This window comes from Carnobacterium maltaromaticum DSM 20342, assembly GCF_000744945.1.
GTDB classification, from domain to species: Bacteria; Bacillota; Bacilli; order Lactobacillales; family Carnobacteriaceae; genus Carnobacterium; species Carnobacterium maltaromaticum.
Map to the genome: position 1 here is coordinate 58,654 of NZ_JQMX01000004.1, position 21,626 is coordinate 80,279.

The 21,626-nt window shown below is 36.1% G+C and carries 18 protein-coding genes, 1 pseudogene and 1 riboswitch; of the genes and pseudogenes, 10 read left to right on the forward strand and 9 right to left on the reverse strand.

Features of this window, described 5'->3' with window-relative positions; genetic code table 11:
- Positions 1-523: 523 nt before the first annotated feature.
- The 3 genes from BR77_RS17420 to BR77_RS17430 all read left to right on the forward strand — a co-directional run bounded on the left by BR77_RS17420 (position 524) and on the right by BR77_RS17430 (position 3,319).
- Positions 524-1,036 (forward strand): hypothetical protein, encoded by a 513-nt coding sequence (locus tag BR77_RS17420; RefSeq protein ID WP_035066760.1) that lies wholly within the window; start codon positions 524-526, stop codon positions 1,034-1,036.
- A 154-nt stretch (positions 1,037-1,190) separates the two neighbouring features.
- On the forward strand, positions 1,191-1,985 hold the full coding sequence (locus BR77_RS17425) for a Cas9 inhibitor AcrIIA9 family protein (protein ID WP_035066763.1): 795 nt from the start codon (positions 1,191-1,193) through the stop codon (positions 1,983-1,985).
- Complete coding sequence (locus BR77_RS17430; protein ID WP_035066766.1) at positions 1,985-3,319, forward strand: PcfJ domain-containing protein; 1,335 nt, start codon at positions 1,985-1,987, stop codon at positions 3,317-3,319. Before BR77_RS17425 ends, BR77_RS17430 begins: the two co-directional genes overlap by 1 nt.
- A gap of 326 nt (positions 3,320-3,645) precedes the next feature.
- Here the strand turns inward: BR77_RS17430 and BR77_RS17435 are convergent, their stop codons facing one another.
- Complete coding sequence (locus tag BR77_RS17435) at positions 3,646-6,561, reverse strand: Tn3 family transposase (RefSeq protein ID WP_035066769.1); 2,916 nt, start codon at positions 6,559-6,561, stop codon at positions 3,646-3,648.
- A gap of 3 nt (positions 6,562-6,564) precedes the next feature.
- The gene (locus tag BR77_RS17440; RefSeq protein ID WP_035066772.1) at positions 6,565-7,119 is read right to left on the reverse strand and encodes a recombinase family protein; all 555 of its coding nucleotides are present in this window, start codon (positions 7,117-7,119) and stop codon (positions 6,565-6,567) included.
- A gap of 279 nt (positions 7,120-7,398) precedes the next feature.
- Between BR77_RS17440 and cadC the strand changes: the two genes are divergently transcribed.
- Together cadC and BR77_RS17450 are read left to right on the forward strand one after the other, a co-directional pair.
- On the forward strand, positions 7,399-7,758 hold the full coding sequence (gene cadC, locus BR77_RS17445) for a Cd(II)-sensing metalloregulatory transcriptional repressor CadC (RefSeq protein WP_035066775.1): 360 nt from the start codon (positions 7,399-7,401) through the stop codon (positions 7,756-7,758).
- Entirely contained in the window at positions 7,758-9,893 is a 2,136-nt protein-coding gene (locus tag BR77_RS17450) for a heavy metal translocating P-type ATPase (RefSeq protein WP_035066778.1), read from the forward strand. Before cadC ends, BR77_RS17450 begins: the two co-directional genes overlap by 1 nt.
- A 527-nt stretch (positions 9,894-10,420) precedes the next feature.
- Here BR77_RS17450 and BR77_RS18860 read toward each other — a convergent pair.
- Positions 10,421-11,562 (reverse strand): IS3 family transposase gene (locus tag BR77_RS18860; RefSeq protein ID WP_233463432.1). Its coding sequence is split into 2 segments (ribosomal slippage): positions 10,421-11,316 and positions 11,316-11,562, totalling 1,143 coding nucleotides; the frame shifts between segments, so codons are not numbered across the junction.
- Between the two features lie 92 nt (positions 11,563-11,654).
- Here BR77_RS18860 and BR77_RS17465 point away from each other — a divergent pair.
- The 5 genes from BR77_RS17465 to BR77_RS17485 all read left to right on the forward strand — a co-directional run bounded on the left by BR77_RS17465 (position 11,655) and on the right by BR77_RS17485 (position 14,760).
- Positions 11,655-12,128, forward strand: a complete 474-nt coding sequence (locus tag BR77_RS17465; protein WP_051926833.1) for a JAB domain-containing protein — start codon at positions 11,655-11,657, stop codon at positions 12,126-12,128.
- A gap of 277 nt (positions 12,129-12,405) precedes the next feature.
- Complete coding sequence (locus BR77_RS17470) at positions 12,406-12,615, forward strand: hypothetical protein (protein WP_034558279.1); 210 nt, start codon at positions 12,406-12,408, stop codon at positions 12,613-12,615.
- 193 nt (positions 12,616-12,808) lie between these two features.
- On the forward strand, positions 12,809-13,231 hold the full coding sequence (locus BR77_RS17475; RefSeq protein ID WP_034558281.1) for a cupin domain-containing protein: 423 nt from the start codon (positions 12,809-12,811) through the stop codon (positions 13,229-13,231).
- A gap of 120 nt (positions 13,232-13,351) precedes the next feature.
- Complete coding sequence (locus BR77_RS17480; protein WP_034558286.1) at positions 13,352-14,005, forward strand: ABC transporter ATP-binding protein; 654 nt, start codon at positions 13,352-13,354, stop codon at positions 14,003-14,005.
- A complete protein-coding gene (locus BR77_RS17485) occupies positions 14,002-14,760 on the forward strand; it encodes an ABC transporter permease (RefSeq protein WP_034558288.1) in 759 nt (252 codons plus the stop codon). The genes BR77_RS17480 and BR77_RS17485 overlap by 4 nt, the downstream gene beginning before the upstream one ends.
- A gap of 153 nt (positions 14,761-14,913) precedes the next feature.
- Here BR77_RS17485 and BR77_RS17490 read toward each other — a convergent pair whose 3' ends face one another.
- The 6 genes and pseudogenes from BR77_RS17490 to BR77_RS17515 all read right to left on the reverse strand — a co-directional run bounded on the left by BR77_RS17490 (position 14,914) and on the right by BR77_RS17515 (position 21,431).
- Complete coding sequence (locus tag BR77_RS17490) at positions 14,914-16,752, reverse strand: heavy metal translocating P-type ATPase (protein ID WP_034558290.1); 1,839 nt, start codon at positions 16,750-16,752, stop codon at positions 14,914-14,916.
- 131 nt (positions 16,753-16,883) lie between these two features.
- Positions 16,884-16,992: riboswitch (NiCo riboswitch) on the reverse strand.
- 155 nt (positions 16,993-17,147) lie between these two features.
- A pseudogene (locus BR77_RS17495) lies at positions 17,148-17,700 on the reverse strand (tyrosine-type recombinase/integrase).
- A 278-nt stretch (positions 17,701-17,978) separates the two neighbouring features.
- The gene (locus tag BR77_RS17500; protein ID WP_034558133.1) at positions 17,979-19,883 is read right to left on the reverse strand and encodes a heavy metal translocating P-type ATPase; all 1,905 of its coding nucleotides are present in this window, start codon (positions 19,881-19,883) and stop codon (positions 17,979-17,981) included.
- 197 nt (positions 19,884-20,080) lie between these two features.
- On the reverse strand, positions 20,081-20,314 hold the full coding sequence (locus tag BR77_RS17505; protein WP_003103602.1) for a heavy-metal-associated domain-containing protein: 234 nt from the start codon (positions 20,312-20,314) through the stop codon (positions 20,081-20,083).
- A gap of 146 nt (positions 20,315-20,460) precedes the next feature.
- Positions 20,461-21,108 (reverse strand): prolipoprotein diacylglyceryl transferase, encoded by a 648-nt coding sequence (gene lgt, locus BR77_RS17510; protein ID WP_034558129.1) that lies wholly within the window; start codon positions 21,106-21,108, stop codon positions 20,461-20,463.
- Positions 21,093-21,431 carry a hypothetical protein gene (locus BR77_RS17515; RefSeq protein WP_002300938.1) on the reverse strand — a complete coding sequence of 113 codons (339 nt, stop codon included), beginning with the start codon at positions 21,429-21,431 and terminating at the stop codon, positions 21,093-21,095. Before BR77_RS17515 ends, lgt begins: the two co-directional genes overlap by 16 nt.
- Between the last annotated feature and the right edge of the window lie 195 nt (positions 21,432-21,626).

The window sequence follows — 21,626 nt, forward strand, 5'->3', positions numbered from 1 at the left end:
AGCGTATGAATCAGAAAAACATTGTTTTGTCTTAGTCGCTCCAGCCACCTCCACCGCTCCACAACAAATCGTTTGTTCCAAACGAAAAAACCAAATTATGAACCGTTGCCAGCAACGTTTCACTAAAGATAAAAGAGTAAAAAATCAAAGATTAAAAGGTAAAAAGATTCACCAATTTTAATCATGCTGGACGCGAATAGATAACGGATCCTCTTATTTTTCACTATTGGATCGTCAGTATGTCTGCCGTTTGTTGAACATTACACTATCACAGCCAGTCAATTTTACAAGGGTAAATACACGAGCAAGCTCGCCCTTGCAAAATTTTTGTGTCAGTGATACCTCCATGCCACAGCAACCGACAAACATACTGATGACGAATGAACCAATAATACTCAAAAAATAAGAAAGGGGGATCGATGTATCTATTCGCTGCATGAGTAAAATTGGTGAACAGCTTCCCTTCAAAACACCTAACTCTGAATGGAAAAAAAATTAAAAAAAAATGAAAAGAGGAAAAATTATGAATAAGAATGTAATGATTGCTATGGAAAAAATAGAACAATTGGACGGTCAATTTAACCACTATTCAATTAATCGCTATTTGCAAACAAAGTTAAGAGATATTGATTTTAGCGTAACGACAATAAAAGAATGGTTTCAAAAAGAGCAACTTATTTTAGCCGAAAATAGTTTGTTATTCTCATTTTCAGAATACGAAACGTTTATCGAATTTTTAGTCGAATATGCAATGAAGAATTATAAAAAAAATTTAAATGATACTGAATCAGTATTTACAGACTATCAATATATCGAATTTCTGCTGTATCTGATAAAACATTCCGAAATTGAAAAAATGGAAAAAGCTTATTGTAGTTATGCCAATATTGAAGATATGAGTTTAAATGAATTTGTAATTACTAAAATTGGTATGCCTTTAGGCGACCAATTACCGCTTGTATGTTTCCTTGATATTATGTTGAATTTACAAACCAAAAATTATAATCAACGATACATTGATTTATTTAATGAATAAGAAGGCTATGAATCAGTTGAAAAAGACAAAAAAAAAAGAAATTCTTTGCTCGAACAAAGAATTTCTTGCACTCATGTCTATAAGAAAAATATCTACTTTCATTATAGCTTGATTGCCTACTTTTTGCAATAAATAAAAAAGAGGAGCGTTATATATGAATGAACTAAAAATAAATACCGTTGGAAAATTAGTCAACGGTTTACAGAATTTTGACAAACAATTGCCAGTTGCTATTTTCGATAGAGAATTAGGATATATGAGTGTAGCGTTTAAAAAAGAAATAACGAAAAAAAACGAGATTGAGTTTCAATGGTTAAGTTTCTACGCACATGAAACTATTCAAATGTATACGATTGAAACATTGCTAGGCTATCTATCTAAGTTACCCGAACAAGCTACAATCTTAAAAAAGACCGAAGAAGATAATTTTACGCCACTTTATCTTTCAATTGAAGGAATGAAAGAGAACGGTAACTACTATCAATGGCTTGTGATTAGTGATGAATTAGAATATGACCGTTTTTTCAGAAAGTTTGATGTAAAAATCAATGAAAAAATCAATGAAAATGAAATGGAAAAGGCACTTGAAAAAATGTTGCTTGAAGTCAAAAGAGAAACGTCAGAATCAATTGAACGAGTACACCAATACTTGTGTAAACAAACAGATTTAACACTCTTTACAGGCATTTTAACAGAGGGAAAGACAATTAAATCAGCTATGAACTATTGTTCTGAAAAAGCACGAGAACTGGTGAAAAATGAACAATTTGCAATGATTGAAGATGAGACTGTTTTTGAATGGATAAATGAATATTTTATCCATTATGAGCTTCCTAAACCAAAAGAAAAGAAAAAACCAGTAAATAAAGTAAAAGGGCAATCGCTTAAATCAGCTAACACAGAGAAAGTGAGGGACGAACAACAAATTGAGTTGTTCGTAACAGCCTAATGACTATTATTACTATTGGAAAAACACTAAAACCACCAAAAAACTTTTTTAAATGGTGTGAAAGTCAGATACCAACATACAAATGGCAAAATAAGGAACAAACAATTCTTGCGAGTAATCGCAAGGGTTGTCCCTTAATCCAAAAAAGATTAACAAAAAAATCACGTTTAACAATTGGAACAAAATTCTATCCGTTTGCGGTAATTCTTGTATCTAAAAATCGAATTGAGATACAATCGCATGACTATTGGCAAGAAATTGAAAATGGAAAAGAGATTTTAAGGTGTAGAATGGCAAATTTTGAACGGTTTGAGAATGGTAAACACATTAAAGCAAGCCTATGGCAGAATAACTATCACGCTGGGTTGCAATCCAACTATGGATATATGAGTGGTGCTTATACTAATACGATTTTTTATCCAAATAATTGGAAGGAAAAACTAAAAATTAATCGAGAGATGAAGTACCTTGAATTACCTACTATTGAACGATATGAAATTCAAAGGATTTACAAAAATCGAACTAAAATAGAATATCTTCAAAAAATTAATGCCCACAATTTAGCTACAGCAATGATGTTTGGTGGTGGAATGACTTGTAATGGCTCATATATTAATTTAATAGATAACAGAATCGCAACAAAAAAATGGCTCAAGGAAAACAAAGCTCTTCTCAAAAATGATACCTTCACATTTAATGAAATTATGTTGGATAAATTCTTTAAAAGTAGAAAAGCCAAGAGAGTTAAAGGGATTGAAAAGCATTTACATTACAAGCAATTCAAGAGGTTACCAAAAGAAATTAATCTTACAAAATTCCAAAAGTATGTCATTAAAACCAATCTTTCCTTTTCCTATTATATGGATTATATCCAAATGCTACTTGAACTGGAATTACAGTTAAATAATGATAACATTGTGTTTCCAGATGATTTAATATCAGCCCATGATAATGCAGTCGATACCATTAATAAGATAAAAAAAGAATTGGAAGAAGAGGGATACAAACAACGTAAAATGGAACTGTTAAAAATGGAAAAGGAAATTGACGAATTTGTATTTCTTATTCCTAAAGACTTACAAGAAATTGTAAATGAGGGAAATGTTCTACATCATTGTGTAGGTAGTAACTACTATCTAGACCAACACAGCAAAGGGCAAACCACTATTTTATTTATTCGAAAGAAAAATGAAATTAACAAACCCTATTTTACAATGGAATATCAGAATCGAAAAGTTGTTCAGACACAGGGGAAATATAACAAAGAAGCGATACCTAGTAGCGTAAAAAAGGCTATTAATAAATGGAAAAAAGAAATTGAACGAGTTAGTTAAATAAGCATATAGATACTAAAAAATACTGTGAACGTCCTAACTAGACGAGCGCAGTATTTTTTTAATGTACTCGTAGCTTTAACTAGCACCTAAGCTTGTGAGTCGGCTGACTCCGACCGCCACCACCGTTGGCGCCAACTCACAGGAAATCTCCCTATTCGGTCAATTCCCTAGATTAAATAATATAGTTTCTTTATTTGTTGTGGATTATAGAATGAATAGAAAAAAGAATTTTACTAAAATAGTAAAGGGGGTCCCAAGCGCCTACGGGAAATTTGTATCGATAAGGATTACAAATTCCCGTAATATCAACGTTTGACGACTCTCTATTTTTCTATGTTTAATTTTCTCAACCTCTTGGGAATAGATAACAAATCAAATTTGTATTCACCAAGAAACGTAATATGCTCCCAATTAATAGGAGAAATATGGTTCATATAGTTGGTTACTTCTGGATCTATTTTCACTAGATAATCATAGGCTTCTTGTAAATAGACGGCGTTCCATATACTAATAGCATTTATTAAAACATTTAGTGCACTTGCACTTTGAAGTTGCCGACGAATATCACGTTCCATGAATTTACCTCGGCGACCAAAAAATAGTTCTCTTGCCAAAGCATTTACGGCTTCCGTTTTATTCAAACCATGGGTAATCTTACGTCTTAAGCTATCATCTGTCACATAATCTATCATGAAAATACTCTTCTCAATCCGTCCCAATTCTCTTAAAGCGGTAGCTACCTTATTTTTTCGTGCGTAAGAACCTAGCTTTCCTAAAATTAGCGAACTTGAGACTTTACCAGTTTGAATGGAATAAGCGATTCGTTTAATTTCTTCGTAACTTTCATCAATAGTTTTTATATTGATCCTACCACTGATGAGCTCTAATAAATCAGGGTATTCTGAAGTTGGCTTTATAGAAAATAATTGTGCCTTTTTTATATTCCTAATACGGGGTTCAAAATTAAATCCTAGTAGAGCGGTCATGCCAAACACTTGATCAGTATATCCGTTTGTGTCAGTGAAATGTTCTTCAATATCTAAATCTGTTTCGTGGTAAAGCAAGCCATCTAATGTATGAGTCGCTTCTCTCGTGTTGGTCGAAACAACTTCAACATGATGTGAGGTATTTCTGTCATTGATTGACCGAATCATTGTGGCGCCTTTCTCTAAGCTTTTATAATGTGGATTCACGTCAGCCTTAATGGCGGATACACCTACTGGTACACGCATTCCATCGGAAGCACTCGTTTTACCTTCTCCCCAAAAATCAGCTATAGGAATTCCTAATTGAAAATTAACCAAAATAGATTGGGTACAGGTTAAGGCTTCTTTATAAAACCGCCATTGTTTAGTATTCGCCAATTGAGGATAAGTAATTCCGGGGGTGGATTGGGCCATTTTCTCAAGCCCAATATTCATTCCTAATCCTAATAAAGTGGCAAAAACAATTTTCTTTTCTCGTTCATTTGGCGGCTTTCCAGTTGAATCATGGATAAATTCTTGCGAAAATTGAGTCCAGCTATCCACTTCTATTAATAGGTCACTTAATCTTATTTTGGGAATCATTGAATAAAGTTTTTTTCTATATTCCTCTGCTTCATCTGGTGTAACTTTCTCCAATTTTTTTAGCACCATTTTGGCTGAACTTTTGCCAGAATTCGAATAATATCGTAGTTGTGAGTCCAATATTGCGCCCCTAGAAGTCAAATAATCATCAAATGTATCTGGAATAGTGAGTGAGTTAACGCAAGCATCGGAACTGATTAAGTAATCATCAATGTTTCGATGGGCTAAGCTTCCTTCTACCGAAATATTTCCTGATCTAATATTATTTTTTAACTCTGTGAACGCTACCAACTCGTAGAAGGATCGGTCTATTTTTCCTTCTTCAGGTTGAACAAGACGTTCCCATTTTTTACTCACAAATTCAATGGATGTGTTTGCTGGTATTTTCCGTTTACCATCGTTTTTTAACTCATTTATTTGAGTAAGCGCTGTAAGAATTGGTTGTGCAGATGAGGTTGCTTTAAACGAGAGTGCTTTTAAAAGCATTGGGGTATATCTTCTAAGGTAAGTGGCTTTATTTCTCACCATTTCTAAATATCCGTGATTTTTCTTACCAGTAATTCGTTTAGCGTCTTCTCCATCTTGGATTAAGTCATGCCAGGGGATAACTCGTTCTATTTCGTCAAAAGGATCACTGTCGTTGTCTTTTGCAAAATGAAGTGCATCAATCAGAGACGCATAATGTTCTAATTTTTCAGTCGCCAACTTCCCTTTCTCTTTCAACAGTTCTTGCGAATCGTGCATCCCTTTTCGTTTAATCCCCGCTAAAATCCGGTCATTAATTTCAATGAGCTGATCGATCAGATACTGATGATGATCCACTAAAAAAGCAATGAGTAAGGAATACTTTTTTTCGAATTCAAAACGAGAAAAATCATAGGCATCGTAATTATCACCTAATCGTGCTAACTGAAGAAATCTATTTCGGTGAATATGCGACACATTGATTGTTCCTAGTTCAAGAACCGTAATCGTCTCAACTTTTTTGCAAATGGTCATAAAACTCTCTGGATTGGCTTTGCCAGGGATATCTTTTAACCAGGCGAGTTTAGTCATCTTCGTTTCTTTATATACTAGAAACAACTCATCTAATTTCTCGATTTGTGTTTCTGTTAGTGAATCCAGAAGAATTGAAAACAGTGTGCTTTCAGCCTTCTCACGACAATGGCTGATAATGTCTTCTAGTGTCGCTATCGATGGAAAAATAATTCGATTTTGGGTGAGGAAGCCTAATGTTTTTTTCATGAGATAGGTAGAGTCATCATTTTCTAATGCCAGCTTAATAAGAAATGCTATTAATTGATTGCGTGTGTCGACACTTCCAAAACGCTGATACCTAAATGTTTCTAATATTTCATTAAAGTGATTGGCACGTGTGTTCCTATGGGCGTATAAGGCCAGTTCAATTGAGTCAAGATGTAACTGGCGCCTTACATAAGAGATTAAACGGTCTGATTGGATGGACCAGTTACTCAACGAACACCCAGGGTATCGTGCCAAGCAGAGCTGAATGGCAAACCCTAACTTATTGATATCCCCTCTGTGTTGGTTGATGATATCTAAATCAGAGTCAGAGAAACTGAAATAAGCTTGAAAATCCTCTTCAGATAAGTGATCGACAGAAAGAAGTTGCTCCCGCTGTGCTGCTGTTAAAATTTTCTTTAATGCCATAAGTTAGTTTTTCCTTCCATTAAGATAGCGGTATAGGGTTGTTTTACTCAGTTTAGAAGCATCAAGAATCTGATTAATTGAATATTCCTTACTATCGTACATTTTCAAAGCCAACTCAATTGATTGACTGGCTTTACTTGGTCGTCCTCCTTTTTTTCCACGCGCCCTTGCTGCTTCAAGACCTGATTTGGTTCTTTCAATCGTAATGTCACGTTCCAACTCTGCTAAACTAGCCATGACTCGGAAAAAGAACCTTCCCATGGAAGTAGAAGTATCAACGTTATCTTGAATAGAGATAAAATTAACGCCAAGCTCTTCAAACGTTTCTGAAAGCTCAATCAAATGTTTAGTTGAACGTGAAATTCGATCGAGTTTATAAATGACCACTGAGTCACCTTCACGTAATCCCTTTATCATGTCTTCCAATTGTGGGCGATCTCGTTTTGAACCTGTCACCTTTTCTTGGAATAGTTTATCGATACCGTGTTGGGTGAGTGCATCAATTTGCAAATCTAAATTTTGATCTTCTGTACTCACTCGAGCATAGCCAAAAATCATAAGAAGCCCCCTTATTATTGATGACTTAAATGTACCATAACTCATCAATAATAACTATATAGGTACTTTGAAAAAAGAACGAGTTTTAGCACCGAATTTAGGACTAAAACGTGTGGAAAACTGGTGAATTCAAAAAGTGCCATAAACGACCATTTAAGGTACTGGTTATAGTAGTCAATTATTATTCAAACGAACACTTGACTGTCAGATTGGAACAGAGTATAATTGCCCCTATAAACATTCAAGCTTCTCTTTGAATGTTGGAAGGAGAAACTGAATATGACTGTAGATATTTGCGAAATTACTTGTATTGATGAAGAAAAAGTAAAACGGGTGAAGGGTGGACTGGAAACCGTAGAAGTTACAATTATCAGTCAAATGTTTAAAATTCTGTCTGATGAAACAAGGGTTAAAATTGTGTATGCATTACTGACAGAAAATGAACTTTGTGTATGCGATCTAGCTAATATTGTCGAAGCAACAGTTGCCGCTACGTCCCACCATTTACGCTTTTTAAAGAAGCAAGGGCTTGCGAACTATCGAAAAGATGGAAAGCTTGTTTATTATTCTCTTGCGAATGAAAGGGTTAGAGAACAGGTAAAACTTATATTACTTAATTTTGAAGGAGTGGGAGTCTAATGGCAGAAAAGACTGTTTATAGAGTGGATGGATTAAGCTGTACAAATTGTGCGGCAAAATTTGAACGGAACGTAAAAGAAATTGAGGGTGTAACAGAAGCTATTGTAAACTTTGGCGCATCAAAAATCACGGTAACAGGTGAAGCAAGTATGCAACAAATTGAACAGGCTGGAGCATTTGAACACTTGAAAATCATTCCAGAGAAAGAATCCTTTACTGATCCAGAGCACTTTACTGACCATCAATCATTTATTAAAAAAAATTGGCGATTATTGCTTTCTGGATTATTTATTACAGTGGGGTATGCGTCACAGATCATGAATGGGGAGGACTTTTATCTTACTAAGGTACTATTTATTTTTGCAATTTTCATAGGAGGCTATTCTCTCTTTAAGGAAGGATTCAAAAATTTATTGAAGTTTGAATTTACAATGGAGACACTGATGACAATAGCTATTATTGGAGCTGCTTTCATTGGTGAATGGGCAGAAGGATCCATTGTGGTGATTCTATTCGCAGTAAGCGAGGCGCTTGAGCGTTACTCGATGGATAAGGCACGACAATCTATTCGTTCCCTAATGGATATTGCGCCAAAAGAAGCACTTGTGAGACGCTCGGGCACCGACAGAATGGTTCATGTAGATGACATTCAAATTGGCGACATTATGATTATAAAACCTGGTCAAAAAATTGCGATGGATGGTCACGTTGTGAAAGGTTATTCAGCCGTCAATCAAGCAGCGATTACTGGTGAATCTATTCCTGTCAAAAAAAACATCGATGATTCCGTTTTTGCTGGAACGTTAAATGAAGAAGGATTGCTTGAAGTTGCGGTCACAAAACGAGTAGAAGATACCACGATTTCAAAAATTATTCACTTAGTTGAGGAGGCACAAGGTGAACGTGCTCCAGCTCAAGCATTTGTTGATACATTTGCTAAATATTATACGCCAGCCATTATTGTGATCGCCGCACTGATTGCAACAGTACCGCCATTGCTGTTTGGTGGAAACTGGGAAACGTGGGTGTATCAAGGGTTATCTGTATTAGTGGTTGGGTGTCCTTGCGCCTTAGTTGTTTCAACTCCTGTTGCCATCGTCACTGCCATTGGAAATGCAGCTAAAAATGGCGTATTGGTAAAAGGTGGCGTGTATTTAGAAGAAATTGGTGGGCTAAAAGCCATTGCGTTCGATAAAACTGGTACCTTGACAAAAGGTGTACCGGTGGTCACTGATTATATTGAACTAACAGAAGCCACAAACATTCAACAAAATAAAAACTATACCATCATGGCAGCACTGGAACAATTATCTCAACACCCCCTTGCTTCAGCCATTATTAAGTATGGAGAAACGAGAGAAATGGATTTAACTAGTATTAATGTGAACGATTTTACATCCATCACAGGAAAAGGGATTAGAGGAACTGTAGATGGTAACACCTATTATGTTGGAAGTCCCGTTTTATTTAAGGAATTACTAACATCGCAATTTACTGACTCCATTCATCGACAAGTGAGTGACTTACAACTTAAAGGGAAGACTGCTATGCTTTTTGGAACAAATCAGAACCTGATTTCTATAGTGGCAGTTGCCGACGAGGTTAGGTCATCCAGTCAACATGTTATTAAACGACTTCATGAGCTGGGGATTGAAAAAACTATTATGTTGACTGGCGATAACCAAGCCACAGCGCAAGCAATTGGCCAACAGGTAGGTGTTTCTGAAATAGAAGGTGAGTTAATGCCCCAAGATAAATTAGATTACATTAAACAGTTGAAAATAAACTTTGGTAAAGTAGCCATGGTTGGAGACGGTATTAATGATGCGCCAGCCTTAGCAGCGGCCACGGTTGGAATTGCAATGGGCGGAGCAGGAACTGACACAGCCATTGAAACAGCTGATGTTGCCTTAATGGGAGACGACTTACAAAAATTACCTTTCACGGTAAAGTTGAGTAGAAAAACACTCCAAATTATTAAGCAAAATATCACATTTTCCTTGGTCATCAAACTGATTGCTCTTTTGCTAGTCATTCCAGGGTGGTTAACATTATGGATTGCAATTATGGCGGATATGGGTGCGACTCTTTTAGTCACGTTAAATGGCTTACGATTAATGAAAGTGAAAGATTAATTCAACCTTAGAGAAAAATGAAATAGAGTAAGCTATGGTGAACGGGAATCATCCAATAAAAGGTTTTAGGAAAATCACTAAAGCCAATGTAATTAGCACATGTAAAACAGGCATTCAAAAAACCGACTAGACAGATACCGCTATTGTCTAGTTGGTTTTTTGAATTATTCTGAAAGCATTCCTTATTGTACAAAATAACATGTGAGATCAAAGGAAATCTCCTTATCGATACAAATTCCCCGTTGGCGCTCGGGACCCCCTCTTGGCAGATCGGTAAGTGTAAATAACAAAAGATATGTCGGTAAAAAACATGTATATGCCTATCCAATTAGCTTTATTGATTTTTTATCTTATTTAAAACAATTTGTAAAAGAACCATTTACTGTTTTAGCAGTAAACGGTTCTTTTTCCCTAATTACAATAAGTGATATAAAAAAATGATTTGAATATTAAAAGCGTACTTTTAATACAACAAAGAAAAGGGAGTGGACAGATGTCAATAAAGTAGACACAAAAATAGATACAATTTAGATAGACCCAAAATAGATTTTTTCTTTTTCATTCGGGGTCATCATATTGTTTGCTGAATGGGGGCGTTTTGAATTGTAAAAACCCTCTATATATTCAAATGAAGATTGTTCAACTTCTTGGATTGTTCTAAATGTTCTGCGGTTCAGTTCTTCTTTTTTCATATATTTAAAAAAAGACTCGTTTACGGCATTATCCCATGGGTAAGCTGCTTTGGAATAAGATGGAACGAGGTTATGTGTGTCTAAAAATTGACGAACACTAGTCGCACAGTATTGGCTTCCACGATCTGTATGGAATAGAACAGGCTCTTTGGGATTTCTTTGATTCACAGCTGTTTCAAGTGTCTCAAGGACTAAAGAAGCTTCCATAGTTGGACGAACGCGCCATCCTATAATTTTCCTGGAAAATAAATCTAAAATGACACAGAGATAAACAAACCCTTTATTAACAGGAATGTAAGAAATATCGCTCGTCCAAACTCGATTCGGTTCAGTCGGATTGAATTGTTGGTTTAAGTGATTTGAGTAAGCTAAAGAAACCTTTGGTTTCGCATATAAAAATTTCGGCTTAGCTGTAGACATTTTTGGCAAATCCATTGATTTCATTAATCGGTACACTCGCCCAACACTAATGAAAATTCCAAAATCACGCTCAAGAACAACTTTTATTTTCGCAGCACCTAATCGTTTTTTAGAATCCATATAGATAGAAAAAATGGTTTGTCGAAGCTGTTGATTTTCAACAGTTCTAGGAGCAGGAGTTGGGTCAAAGTGTTTATAATAGGTACTTCTATTTACGTTTAAGACTCTACAAAGGCGCACAATAGAATGATCAAAACGTAATAAATGAACCGCATCTAATCGTTGTTTGAGTGTGGCGTGAAGATGGCAATCGCTTTTTTTAAGATGAGGTTTTCCTCTTCTAATAAAGCATTTTTCTTCTGTAAGTCTTTAATCTGTTTAGCAGTAAGGATAGAACCATCTTCAATTTGAACTTCAGAATATTGTTTTACCCAGCGGGATAACGCTGTAAAGGAAACGCCATAGTCTTTACACAACGAAGTTTGTGTTTTACCTCCATGGTAAAGATTAACAAGGCTTTTCTTAAATTCTTCATCATATTTTTTGTAATTGGACATTTGAATCATTCCTTTCGTTTTAGTGTCTACTTATAAACAGTATACCATTAAAAATACTGTCTACTTTATTAGTATATATCCAGAGGTACAAAATGAAAACAGTAAAAGAGATAGAGGGGAAAAAATCAGTACAATTAATAAAAGAAGTGGTGAGAGTAAAACAAACTGTTGTAGAAAGACCAGTTGAATACAATACAATGATTACTAGTACTACGATAGCTAAACAAATAGGAATTGACGAAATAGGAGACGAAGCTCAAGAAGTGTTACTTTTAGTTGCACTAAATACTAAAAATAAAATCAATGCTATTCACAAAGTGTTTAGTGGATCACTAGATAGCAGCATAGCGCACCCAAGAGAAATATTCAGAAGTGCTTTGTTGAATAATGCAGCAAGAATACTGATTTATCATAATCACCCTAGTGGAAATACTGATCCATCAATTGAAGATTATGAGCTTACAGATAGATTTTTTGCAGCAGGAGAATTGCTAGGAATAGAAGTGTTAGATCATATTATAGTTGCTGGAAATGATGCAATATCTTTTAGAGAAAACACTTTATAAAATAAAAAAACAAAAGAGTAGTAAGAACTATGGGTTGGGCGTTATAACTCACTGGAAAACTTATTCTGCAACTTGATAATTTTTTTAATGTTTAATTTTTTAGTTTAGCTATATAATTAAGAATAAGTAGTAGAAGAAATAAAATTAATAGGTTCAGAACAAAAAAAGAAAAAATCCTATCCAGAAAAAATAAAAAATAAAAAAAACTAGTGACTTTAAATATTTTTTATGTAGGTCAATAAAATAAGTAACAACTTATAAGAAAGCAGGGATGAAAATGACTCAGACAGACTTAGATTTAATTGCAGAGTCTTATCAAAAAGCTTTATTTTTACCTAAAAGAAGAAAAAATGAAACGTTAGTTTCGTTGATGAATCAGCTTGAACATAGGTATTCCACATTCATTATTAATCCTATTGGAGAAGATCTAGAACGAGAAGAAGTACGGTTATACAAGGAAATCAGTAATGCGCGTGACTTTTCATAATTATATAACTGGTGGTAATCCAAGTAGCTCCGTCACAACATGAGCGACGGAGCTACTTGGTTTAATGGGTGATTATGTTAAGTAAATGTTAAAATAGGATTTAAAATACTTGCTTTTTAGATAATGATAAGATAAAATTAGATTGTAATAAATATTATTAAATAATTAGTGTAAAAACGGAGGGATTAGGATAATGAGTATTGATTTTAAAGATCATGGCAAAAAACCTTATGTAGTCAATATTGAAGAGGCTACTGTGCAAAACGATAATTATCGGACAACAATATGGACAGGAGAAAAATTACAAGTAACGGTAATGACTATTCAACCGAACGATGATATTGGTTTAGAAGTGCATAAAGGAATCGATCAATTTATTCGTATCGAAGAAGGGCAAGGATTATGCCTTATGGGACCGTCCGAAGACAACTTGAATTTTGAACAATCCGTTTCTGAAGATGAGGCAGTTTTTGTTCCAGCAGATATGTGGCATAATATCAAAAACACTGGAGATACTCCCTTAAAGTTATATACCATTTATGCTGGACCTGATCATATTGAAGGAACCGTTCATCCAACCCATGAAGATGCAAAAAATGATCCAAACGAACATTAAAAAAAATTACTGAAAAAATAATGATTTAAGCCCAAAAATTTGAGTTCTACTTTTATTTTTGGGTTCTTTTTTATTTTTTTGAAATAAACCTACATATGAACGATTTGAGGAGGTAAATATATGGAGGCACCATTATTAAAAACAACAAATTTAGAATTCGAGGTAGATGGTAAAACTATTTTAAAAGGTATCACTCTAACTATTGAAAAAGGAGATTTTTTAACGATTACAGGTCCATCTGGTAGTGGTAAAAGTACATTATTAAAAATTATTGCCTCAATGTTATCGCCCACCGAAGGCAAATTATGTTATCAAAATAAACCAGTTGAAGAATATGAACCGACTGATTACCGAAAAGAAGTATCCTACTGTTTTCAAACGGCGACTCTTTTTGGAGAAACAGTAAAAGATAATTTAACGTTTCCTTATGATATTAGAAATCAGCCTTTTAATGAAAAAAAGGCCTTATCTGCTTTAAAAAGCGTTGGTTTAGGAAAAGAGTACCTAACTAAATCAGTCCATGCATTATCTGGCGGTGAAAAGCAAAGAGTAGCGTTAATTCGTAATATATTGTTTATGCCTAAGGTTCTATTGCTAGATGAAGTGACAAGCGCATTGGATGAAGAAAATCAGACTATTATTCGTTCCTTGATCCGTAATCTAAATCAAGAGCAAGGCATTACGATAGTATGGGTCACACATAATACAGTAGAGATTCAATCTTCAAATCGTATTGTCCACTTAGTTAATGGAGAAATGGAGGAACCTAAATGAACTTAGCTATTAATAATGCATCTTTATTATTTGCAACAGCTTTGGTTGGAATAGCACTTATTGTTGTTTATAAAGAAAAATTAGGATTAGGTAAAGATATTTTAATCGGTGTGGTTCGAGCAGTTATTCAATTAGTTGCAGTTGGTTTTTTGTTGGGCTACGTTTTTAATTTAAATAATATTATTGTGACATTAGCACTTGTTTTAGTCATTATTTTTAACGCCTCTTTTAATGCTGGTAAGAAAAGCAATGGCATATCAAATGCATTTAAAATATCGTTTATTGCTATATTAACAGCAACTAGTTTGACTTTAGTAGTGCTCCTTCTATCGGGAGCTGTTTTATTCATTCCTTCGCAGGTGATTCCAATATCAGGAATGATTGCTAGTAATTCAATGATTGCGATTGGAATTTGTTATCGAAACTTAAATGCAAAATTTAAAGACCAACGTCAACAAGTATTAGAAAAGTTAGCTCTAGGAGCAAATTTAAAACAAGCCTCTATTACAATCGTACGTGACAGTATTCGCTCAGGTATGTTGCCTACCATAGAGTCTGCAAAAACAATAGGAATCGTTAGTTTACCCGGAATGATGTCAGGATTAATGTTTGCTGGTGTAGATCCAACACATGCAATAAAGTACCAGATTATGGTTACCTTTATGTTGCTTTCTACAACAAGTATTGCATCTGTTATGGCTAGTTACATGGCATACAAAGAATTTTATACCGAAAGCAAACAATTAAAGAATTAAAAGCTCCTTTTTTCTAGAGAAGTTTGTTATTGAAAAGTTTATTTTTTTATAAAAAATAGAGTAAGAAAAGGAGGAAATTAAGATTGATTCCTAGATCCCCGTTTTCTCACTCTGTTTTAGTATCAACTTGTCTTTTATTTAATTACATTGAGGCTACACTTTTTTCTCCTTTTGCAATAAACGTAGCCCGTTCAAGATAACCAAAATTGTTGAACCCTCATGGAAAAGGACCGCCAATGGGAGCCCAAGAACGCCGAACATATTTAAAGTGGTCAATGTGACAATGACAACGAGAGAGAAAATGACATTTTGAATAATAATACCATTTAACTTTTTACTTAGCTTATAGCTATAAAACAATTTAGATAAATCATTCTTCACTATAACGACATCAGAAGATTCCATCGCTACTGAGGAGCCACTCCCCATCGCAATCCCGATGTCTGCATTTGCTAGAGCGGGCGCATCGTTAATCCCATCACCAATCATCCCAACGACTTCTTCTTTTCCTTGGCTATTCATTACAAATTCTATTTTATCTTCCGGTAACATCGAAGCAATATAGTCATCTACTTTTACAAGCTTGGCAACTTGGGCAGCCACCTTCTCGTTATCTCCCGTTAAAAGACAAACTTTAATCCCCTCTTTTTGGAAATCTGCAACCGTACTCGCTGATTGCGGGCGAATTTGATCCCGGAATGAGAAGTAACCTACCACTTCATTGCCATCTGCTACCAATATGCTCGTATCCCCTTTTTCCAATACTTTTTGGAACTGGTTAAATTTATCATAGTGCTTAAAAGCACCCGGTTTCCCTACTAAGATATCCCCTTTTTTAATCCCTGATCCAGCAATTTCTTCAATCGATTCCGATTGCTCAACTTCTGTTAGGTCGATATCCTTAAAGGCAGAAACGATTGCTCTTCCGATCGGATGACTGGATTGCTGCTCCATATAAATGACTTCTTTTAAAACATCTTCATCCACAGCATAATCTACTACTTGGAAGTCACCGTAAGTCAATGTTCCAGTCTTATCTGTATATAAAATATCCATCGTACTCAACGCTTCCATGGCAGCTCCACCTTTAAAAAGCACACCATTTTTGGCTCCATTACTAATCGCACTTAACGTAGCTGGTGTAACGGAGGCACATAATGCACATGGGCTGGCCACTGTTAAAAGCACCATTCCTCGATAAAAGGCCTCTTCCAATGACAGTCCCAAGAACTGATAGAGAACAAAGATGAAAATGGGTACGATGATGAGAACACCGATCACATATTTGCTTTCGATACGATCAATAAACTTGGCGATTCGAGAAGGTCTGTTTTGCGCTTCTTCAACCATCCGGATGATATTTGAAAACATGGTTTCATCCATTTTTTTGTTTACTTCTACATGAAAAACATTTCCTTCGTTAATTGTTCCGGCAAAAACTTCATCCTTTAACTCTTTTTCTACAGGAATCGATTCGCCTGTTAAAGCTGCTTCATTCACGATTGCTTTTCGGTCGATGAAACCATCAATGGGAATTTGCGCACCCTTTGATACCACGACAATGTCTCCAATTGCTAACTCCTCCGTAGGGGTAACCACTACATCCCCGTTTTCTTTTAGAACCTGAGCGGTATCCGGTACTTGCGCCATTAACTCTGAAATGGCGCTGGTAGATTTATCCGTTGAATAGTCCTCCAACGCTTCCGCTGCAGCAAATATCAGTAGTAGGGCCGCTCCTTCTGACTCAAAATTAATGATTACTGCACCAACAGCAGCCAGTACCATGAGTAAATCCACGTTTGGTGAGCGATCTCTGACAGTATTAACAACAGCGTCCTTTGCCGCGTAGAAGCCTAAAAAGAAAATCGCAATATAAAAGGATGTGGAACTGTACGCACCATTTAGTCGGATAAATACAAACCCTAAAATCGTAAACAGAACACCGATAACTAAAAACTGACCTTGCCTACTTTTTGTTAGATAATGAACCATTTCTAAAACCCTCTTCCTATTTTATAATTTTTACTTACTAGCATGTTTTCAATAAAACAGCACGTCTAATACTCTCACTCTCCTTTTTTCACAAATAAACATAAAAAAGGGCACACCTATAGAACAGAATTAACTGTCCCACAGGTATGCCCTTATTATTTACATACTCTGCTGCCACAAAAATTGCAGCCCGGCTGCATGGACCTTTTACATGTCCACCGCCTGTTCAGATTTAAATAGCTCTCATTCTAAAACATAAGCAAGAAGAGCAAGTTAAATTAGATTTATACATACAAATAATATCATTTGTAGAATAGTATGTCAACAAAAAAATATAAGAGGAGTATTTAAAATTGAATTTTTATAGAATTAGTAAAAATATACCTAAAAGAATATTAAAAACCTAATCTGAAATTAAATAAGGTCTCGCTGATTTCATCTTCATTGATTCCAATATAACGTTTCGTAATCTTCTCGTTGCTATGGCCAACTATTTCCATCAGAGTGGCCACGTCTTTTGTTTTCTTATAATAGTGGTAACCAAACGTCTTACGCAGCGTGTGCGTGCCAATATCGTCTCTTCCTAAGAGCTTAGCGACCTTTTGAAACATTTGGTAGACCGTATTGACTTCTACATGACCACCTTTGGTGCTCGGAAACAAATAATTCTCTGGTTCTGAGTCTTTTGTATAGTCTTGGATCAAGTCCTGCAGACTACTCAAATACAAAATACGGGTTTTGCCTGTTTTTTTCTCGACGATTCGGGGATTTTTGGAGGAAATCAGATCTTGTTTCTTCAATTTTACGATATCCGACATGCGTAAACCGCTATTAATTGCCAATCAAAAACAGAAAAACATCCCGATCCGCGTTTTTATTGCGCCTTAAACAGAATAAAAAGTCGTTTATTTCTTGTTGAGTCCGTAATGGTTGGACGTTGTAACTCATTTAAAAGCCCTCTCCTCTCACAAAAGTGATACATGATTTTGTTTAGTATACCACACAATCATGTGTTGGACACCGGTATAAAAAAAGAACCCTATAGGTATAGGATTCTCGATACACGATTTTATCCAATTTCATGTGTTACAACTTAATAGGAATTTAAATTTTATTATTAGATTTTTTAAACTCAAAAAAGCGGAAAATCCCAGATTTAAAAATCTGAGTTTCCGCTTTTGTCATTTCAAGGATGGACTATTGTCTCAGCCTCTTCTAATTTATTCTTAAGATATTTTTACTTTCTCTGCAGGTGCTGATACTTCTTTTTGTTCTTTTCGACCTTTCAACTTATACTTCATTAATCTCATGGCATTGAAAATTACCACCAAGATACTACCTTCATGAACCAACATTCCGATAGACATATTCATCCATTCGCTGAAGAAGACGCTGGTCAACAAGACCAACACTACTCCAATTGAAATCGCGATATTTTGTTTCATATTATTTGCGGTGGCTTTTACTATTCCTAATGCGTGAGGCAAGTTGCTGAAGTTCGAGTTCATTAAAACGACATCGGATGTTTCAATCGCTACGTCCGTTCCGCTTCCCATTGCGATGCCAATGTCTGCTAAAGCTAAGGACGGACTATCGTTAACGCCATCTCCAACAAAGGCTACAATTTGACCACGTTGTTGAAGTTTTCCGATATAAGCCGATTTGTCTTCCGGCAACATGTGGCCGTGAGCTTCGGTCAAACCAAGTTCGCCGGCGACCACATCAACGGTTCCTTGGTTATCTCCTGAAAGAACGACTAGATTTTTCACGCCCAAGTCTTTTAATTCCTGCAAATTAGCTTTCACACCCGGACGGACTTGATCGCGAATGCCCATCAGTACTTTTAATTCACCGTCGACCGCTGTCAAAACGAGAGAGTTCCCTTGTTGTTCAAACCGTTTGACATCTTTTTGCACTTTTTTGCTGAGAGTGACATTTTCTTTTTCCATCAAGGCCACATTCCCAACAGCCACTCTATGTCCAGCTACACTTGAAACGATTCCGCCGCCTTTCACGACTTCAGTTCCTTCAACAGGATAAAAATTTGTTTCTCCAATTTGATTTAAGACCGCTTTTGCTAATGGATGATCTGATTCCCGTTCCACACTGGCCAGATAGCCAAGCGTTTCAGCAGAATCTTTTTCATACAGTTCAGTCGCTGCAACGGTTGGGTTTCCGACAGTTAAAGTACCTGTCTTATCAAATACAATTGTATCCACATTGCTGAAGTCTTGAATGACTTCACTCCCTTTTAAAAGAACACCGTTACGAGCACCATTCCCAATACCGGCAACGTTTGAGACAGGCACTCCGATAACTAATGCGCCTGGGCAACCTAGAACCAAGATGGTGATTGCTAACTCAATATTTTGACTGAACGCCCATACAACAATTGCCAGAACCAAGACAGCTGGTGTGTAGTATTTAGAAAAGCGATCAATGAACCGTTCCGCTTCGGATTTAGAATCTTGTGCTTCTTCCACGAGTTCAATAATTTTTCCAAATGTGGTGTCCTCACCAACTCGGTCAGCTCTGATTTGAATCGTTCCGTTTTCTAAAATGGTTCCTGCAAAAACTTCTGCATCAGCTAGCTTGTTGACCGGAACAGCTTCACCTGTAATGCTAGCTTCATTGATATGCCCTTCACCCGTAAGGACTGTACCATCTACTGGAACTTTCGCACCCGTTTTAACGAGCAAGATATCCCCTTCATCTACATCATCCACTTCTACTTCTTCAAATTCGCCATTATCCATTTGTTTCAAGGCGCTTTCGGGTGCCATTTCAGTCAATTCTTTGATAGCAGATCGCGTTTGGTTCAATGTTCGTTGTTCCAAGTAGTGTCCGAATAAGAATAAGAACGTGACAATAGCCGATTCTTCATAATTTTGAATAAAAAGCGCACCAATCGCTGCAATACTGACTAAGACATCAATACTGATGACTTTGACTTTCATTGCTTGAAACGCTTGAATGGCAATTGGCGTAATCCCAAAGACAGAGGCGATGATCAAAGACCACTCTGAAAGTCCTACGTTTTCTAAAACAAAGTGACTGAAGAAACCGAGTACGATTAACAATCCACTGATGACGGTGATAACATTTTTCTTGCTTAATATATATTGTTGCATGCTTTTTCCCTCCAAATTTAATTTCTCTTTTATTGATAAACACAGTATAAGATAATTGCCTAACTAATTAATTGACTGACATCAAGTTTAGAAAGTTCTCTTTTATCGTTTCTAAGCACCTCGAATCGGATTGCAACAAAAAAAGCAATCCTGGAAAAATAGCTTTTCTTCCAGAATTGCCTAGTTCATTTAATCTGTTAAGCGGCCTTGACTTTTGCTTTAAGGACCGGATAGCCTACGTTTTCGATAGCTTTTTGAATCTCTTCAATCGAAGTGACAGCTGAATCAAAATTGGTTTTGACTTTGCTGGAGTTGAATAATACTTTAATGCTGTCTTTATCAATACCGTTAACTGATTTCACGGCACCTTCAATTTTTTGCATACAACTTGGACAAGACAACGTTTCTAATTGCAATATAGCTTTTTCCATAATTCCTATCTCCTTTATGTGTTTTTATTTTATCGGCAGCAGATTAATGAACACTGCCTTTTCCTTTTTACAACTGTAGTATAGCTCACTTTTAGCAAACGAAAATTGACACATATCAAGTTTTGCACTTCTTTTTATCTTTTTGCTCAATTCACCATCTTAATAGTCTTTTTCTGCCCCTTATTGCCATCAGAATAATAAGAAATTGGTGGATAATCTTTTCTGCGTATAAACCATACTACAATCGCGCCAATAAACAGGGCCAGAGACAAGGCTTGCGAAACGCGGATCCACTCGCCAATCCATAAACTGTCCGTTCGCATACCTTCAATGAAGAACCGACCCACTGAGTACCACAAAACGTAACTCAAAGCGACTTCTCCTTGACGCAAAAGCTGTTTTCGGTTCCGTATAGTGACGATGAGGACAAAGCCCAACAAACTCCACAATGACTCGTATAAAAAAGTCGGATGGTAGTAGGTACCATTGATATTCATTTGTTCAATGATAAATTCAGGTAAATAAAGATTTTCCAAGAATTGACGAGTAACCGGTCCACCATGAGCTTCCTGATTCATAAAATTGCCCCAACGACCAATGGACTGGGCTAACAATACATTGGGCGCTAAAATATCAAGAACGAGTGCCAAAGAAGTACCTTTTTTCTTTGCTTCCTTGGTGCTCAACTGGAGAGCCGCTAATATGCCCGCTGCAATAATGACTCCATACCAATGAATCACAACAGAACCAATCTCCACCACATGGGGATTCAAAACGCCTAATACGAATCCCATTCTATTTGCTCCATTTCTTCAATTTTTCGCGTCATTCTAGTCATGGTGATGCTGAACAAGATTCCGGCTAAGCTCCATGGAAACCAAACAGTGAATACACTTTTATCTCCCTGGTCACTCGCTTCGTAATACGCCACTTTTCCGTGTCCGATTACACCGGCTCCTTTTACAACTTCCTCTTCTTTTTCCATAGCTAACCTATCTGCCTCAACAACGTTAGACGTTTTTGCTTCGCCGCCAATCGTGTTCTTGGTGAAAGGGACGACAAAGAATGCACCCGCTGCTGACAACGTGATGGCAACTATCACCCAAAAACAATGCACATTCACCCCTACTTATTTTTACGTTTTGTTCGACAACCCTATCTTAAAGAAAAATAAAACAAAAAAACTTGAGGGTTATCATGTTTGTGCTTTTATTTTTCCAATGAATGAAGGTCGTTCTGTCTTAAAAAAGCCAAAAACGGACAGATGGAAGCAAAAGCACTGAGTTCTGTCCCGTTGTTAATGAAGAGCGAC

Bases quoted from the DNA above. Each gene is read 5' to 3' on its own strand.
- BR77_RS17420 (WP_035066760.1), top strand. From the start codon at position 524: ATGAATAAGAATGTAATGATTGCTATGGAAAAAATAGAACAATTGGAC.
- BR77_RS17425 (WP_035066763.1), top strand. From the start codon at position 1,191: ATGAATGAACTAAAAATAAATACCGTTGGAAAATTAGTCAACGGTTTA.
- BR77_RS17430 (WP_035066766.1), top strand. From the start codon at position 1,985: ATGACTATTATTACTATTGGAAAAACACTAAAACCACCAAAAAACTTT.
- BR77_RS17435 (WP_035066769.1), bottom strand. From the start codon at position 6,561: ATGGCATTAAAGAAAATTTTAACAGCAGCACAGCGGGAGCAACTTCTT.
- BR77_RS17440 (WP_035066772.1), bottom strand. From the start codon at position 7,119: ATGATTTTTGGCTATGCTCGAGTGAGTACAGAAGATCAAAATTTAGAT.
- cadC (WP_035066775.1), top strand. From the start codon at position 7,399: ATGACTGTAGATATTTGCGAAATTACTTGTATTGATGAAGAAAAAGTA.
- BR77_RS17450 (WP_035066778.1), top strand. From the start codon at position 7,758: ATGGCAGAAAAGACTGTTTATAGAGTGGATGGATTAAGCTGTACAAAT.
- BR77_RS17465 (WP_051926833.1), top strand. From the start codon at position 11,655: ATGAAAACAGTAAAAGAGATAGAGGGGAAAAAATCAGTACAATTAATA.
- BR77_RS17470 (WP_034558279.1), top strand. From the start codon at position 12,406: ATGACTCAGACAGACTTAGATTTAATTGCAGAGTCTTATCAAAAAGCT.
- BR77_RS17475 (WP_034558281.1), top strand. From the start codon at position 12,809: ATGAGTATTGATTTTAAAGATCATGGCAAAAAACCTTATGTAGTCAAT.
- BR77_RS17480 (WP_034558286.1), top strand. From the start codon at position 13,352: ATGGAGGCACCATTATTAAAAACAACAAATTTAGAATTCGAGGTAGAT.
- BR77_RS17485 (WP_034558288.1), top strand. From the start codon at position 14,002: ATGAACTTAGCTATTAATAATGCATCTTTATTATTTGCAACAGCTTTG.
- BR77_RS17490 (WP_034558290.1), bottom strand. From the start codon at position 16,752: ATGGTTCATTATCTAACAAAAAGTAGGCAAGGTCAGTTTTTAGTTATC.
- BR77_RS17500 (WP_034558133.1), bottom strand. From the start codon at position 19,883: ATGCAACAATATATATTAAGCAAGAAAAATGTTATCACCGTCATCAGT.
- BR77_RS17505 (WP_003103602.1), bottom strand. From the start codon at position 20,314: ATGGAAAAAGCTATATTGCAATTAGAAACGTTGTCTTGTCCAAGTTGT.
- lgt (WP_034558129.1), bottom strand. From the start codon at position 21,108: ATGGGATTCGTATTAGGCGTTTTGAATCCCCATGTGGTGGAGATTGGT.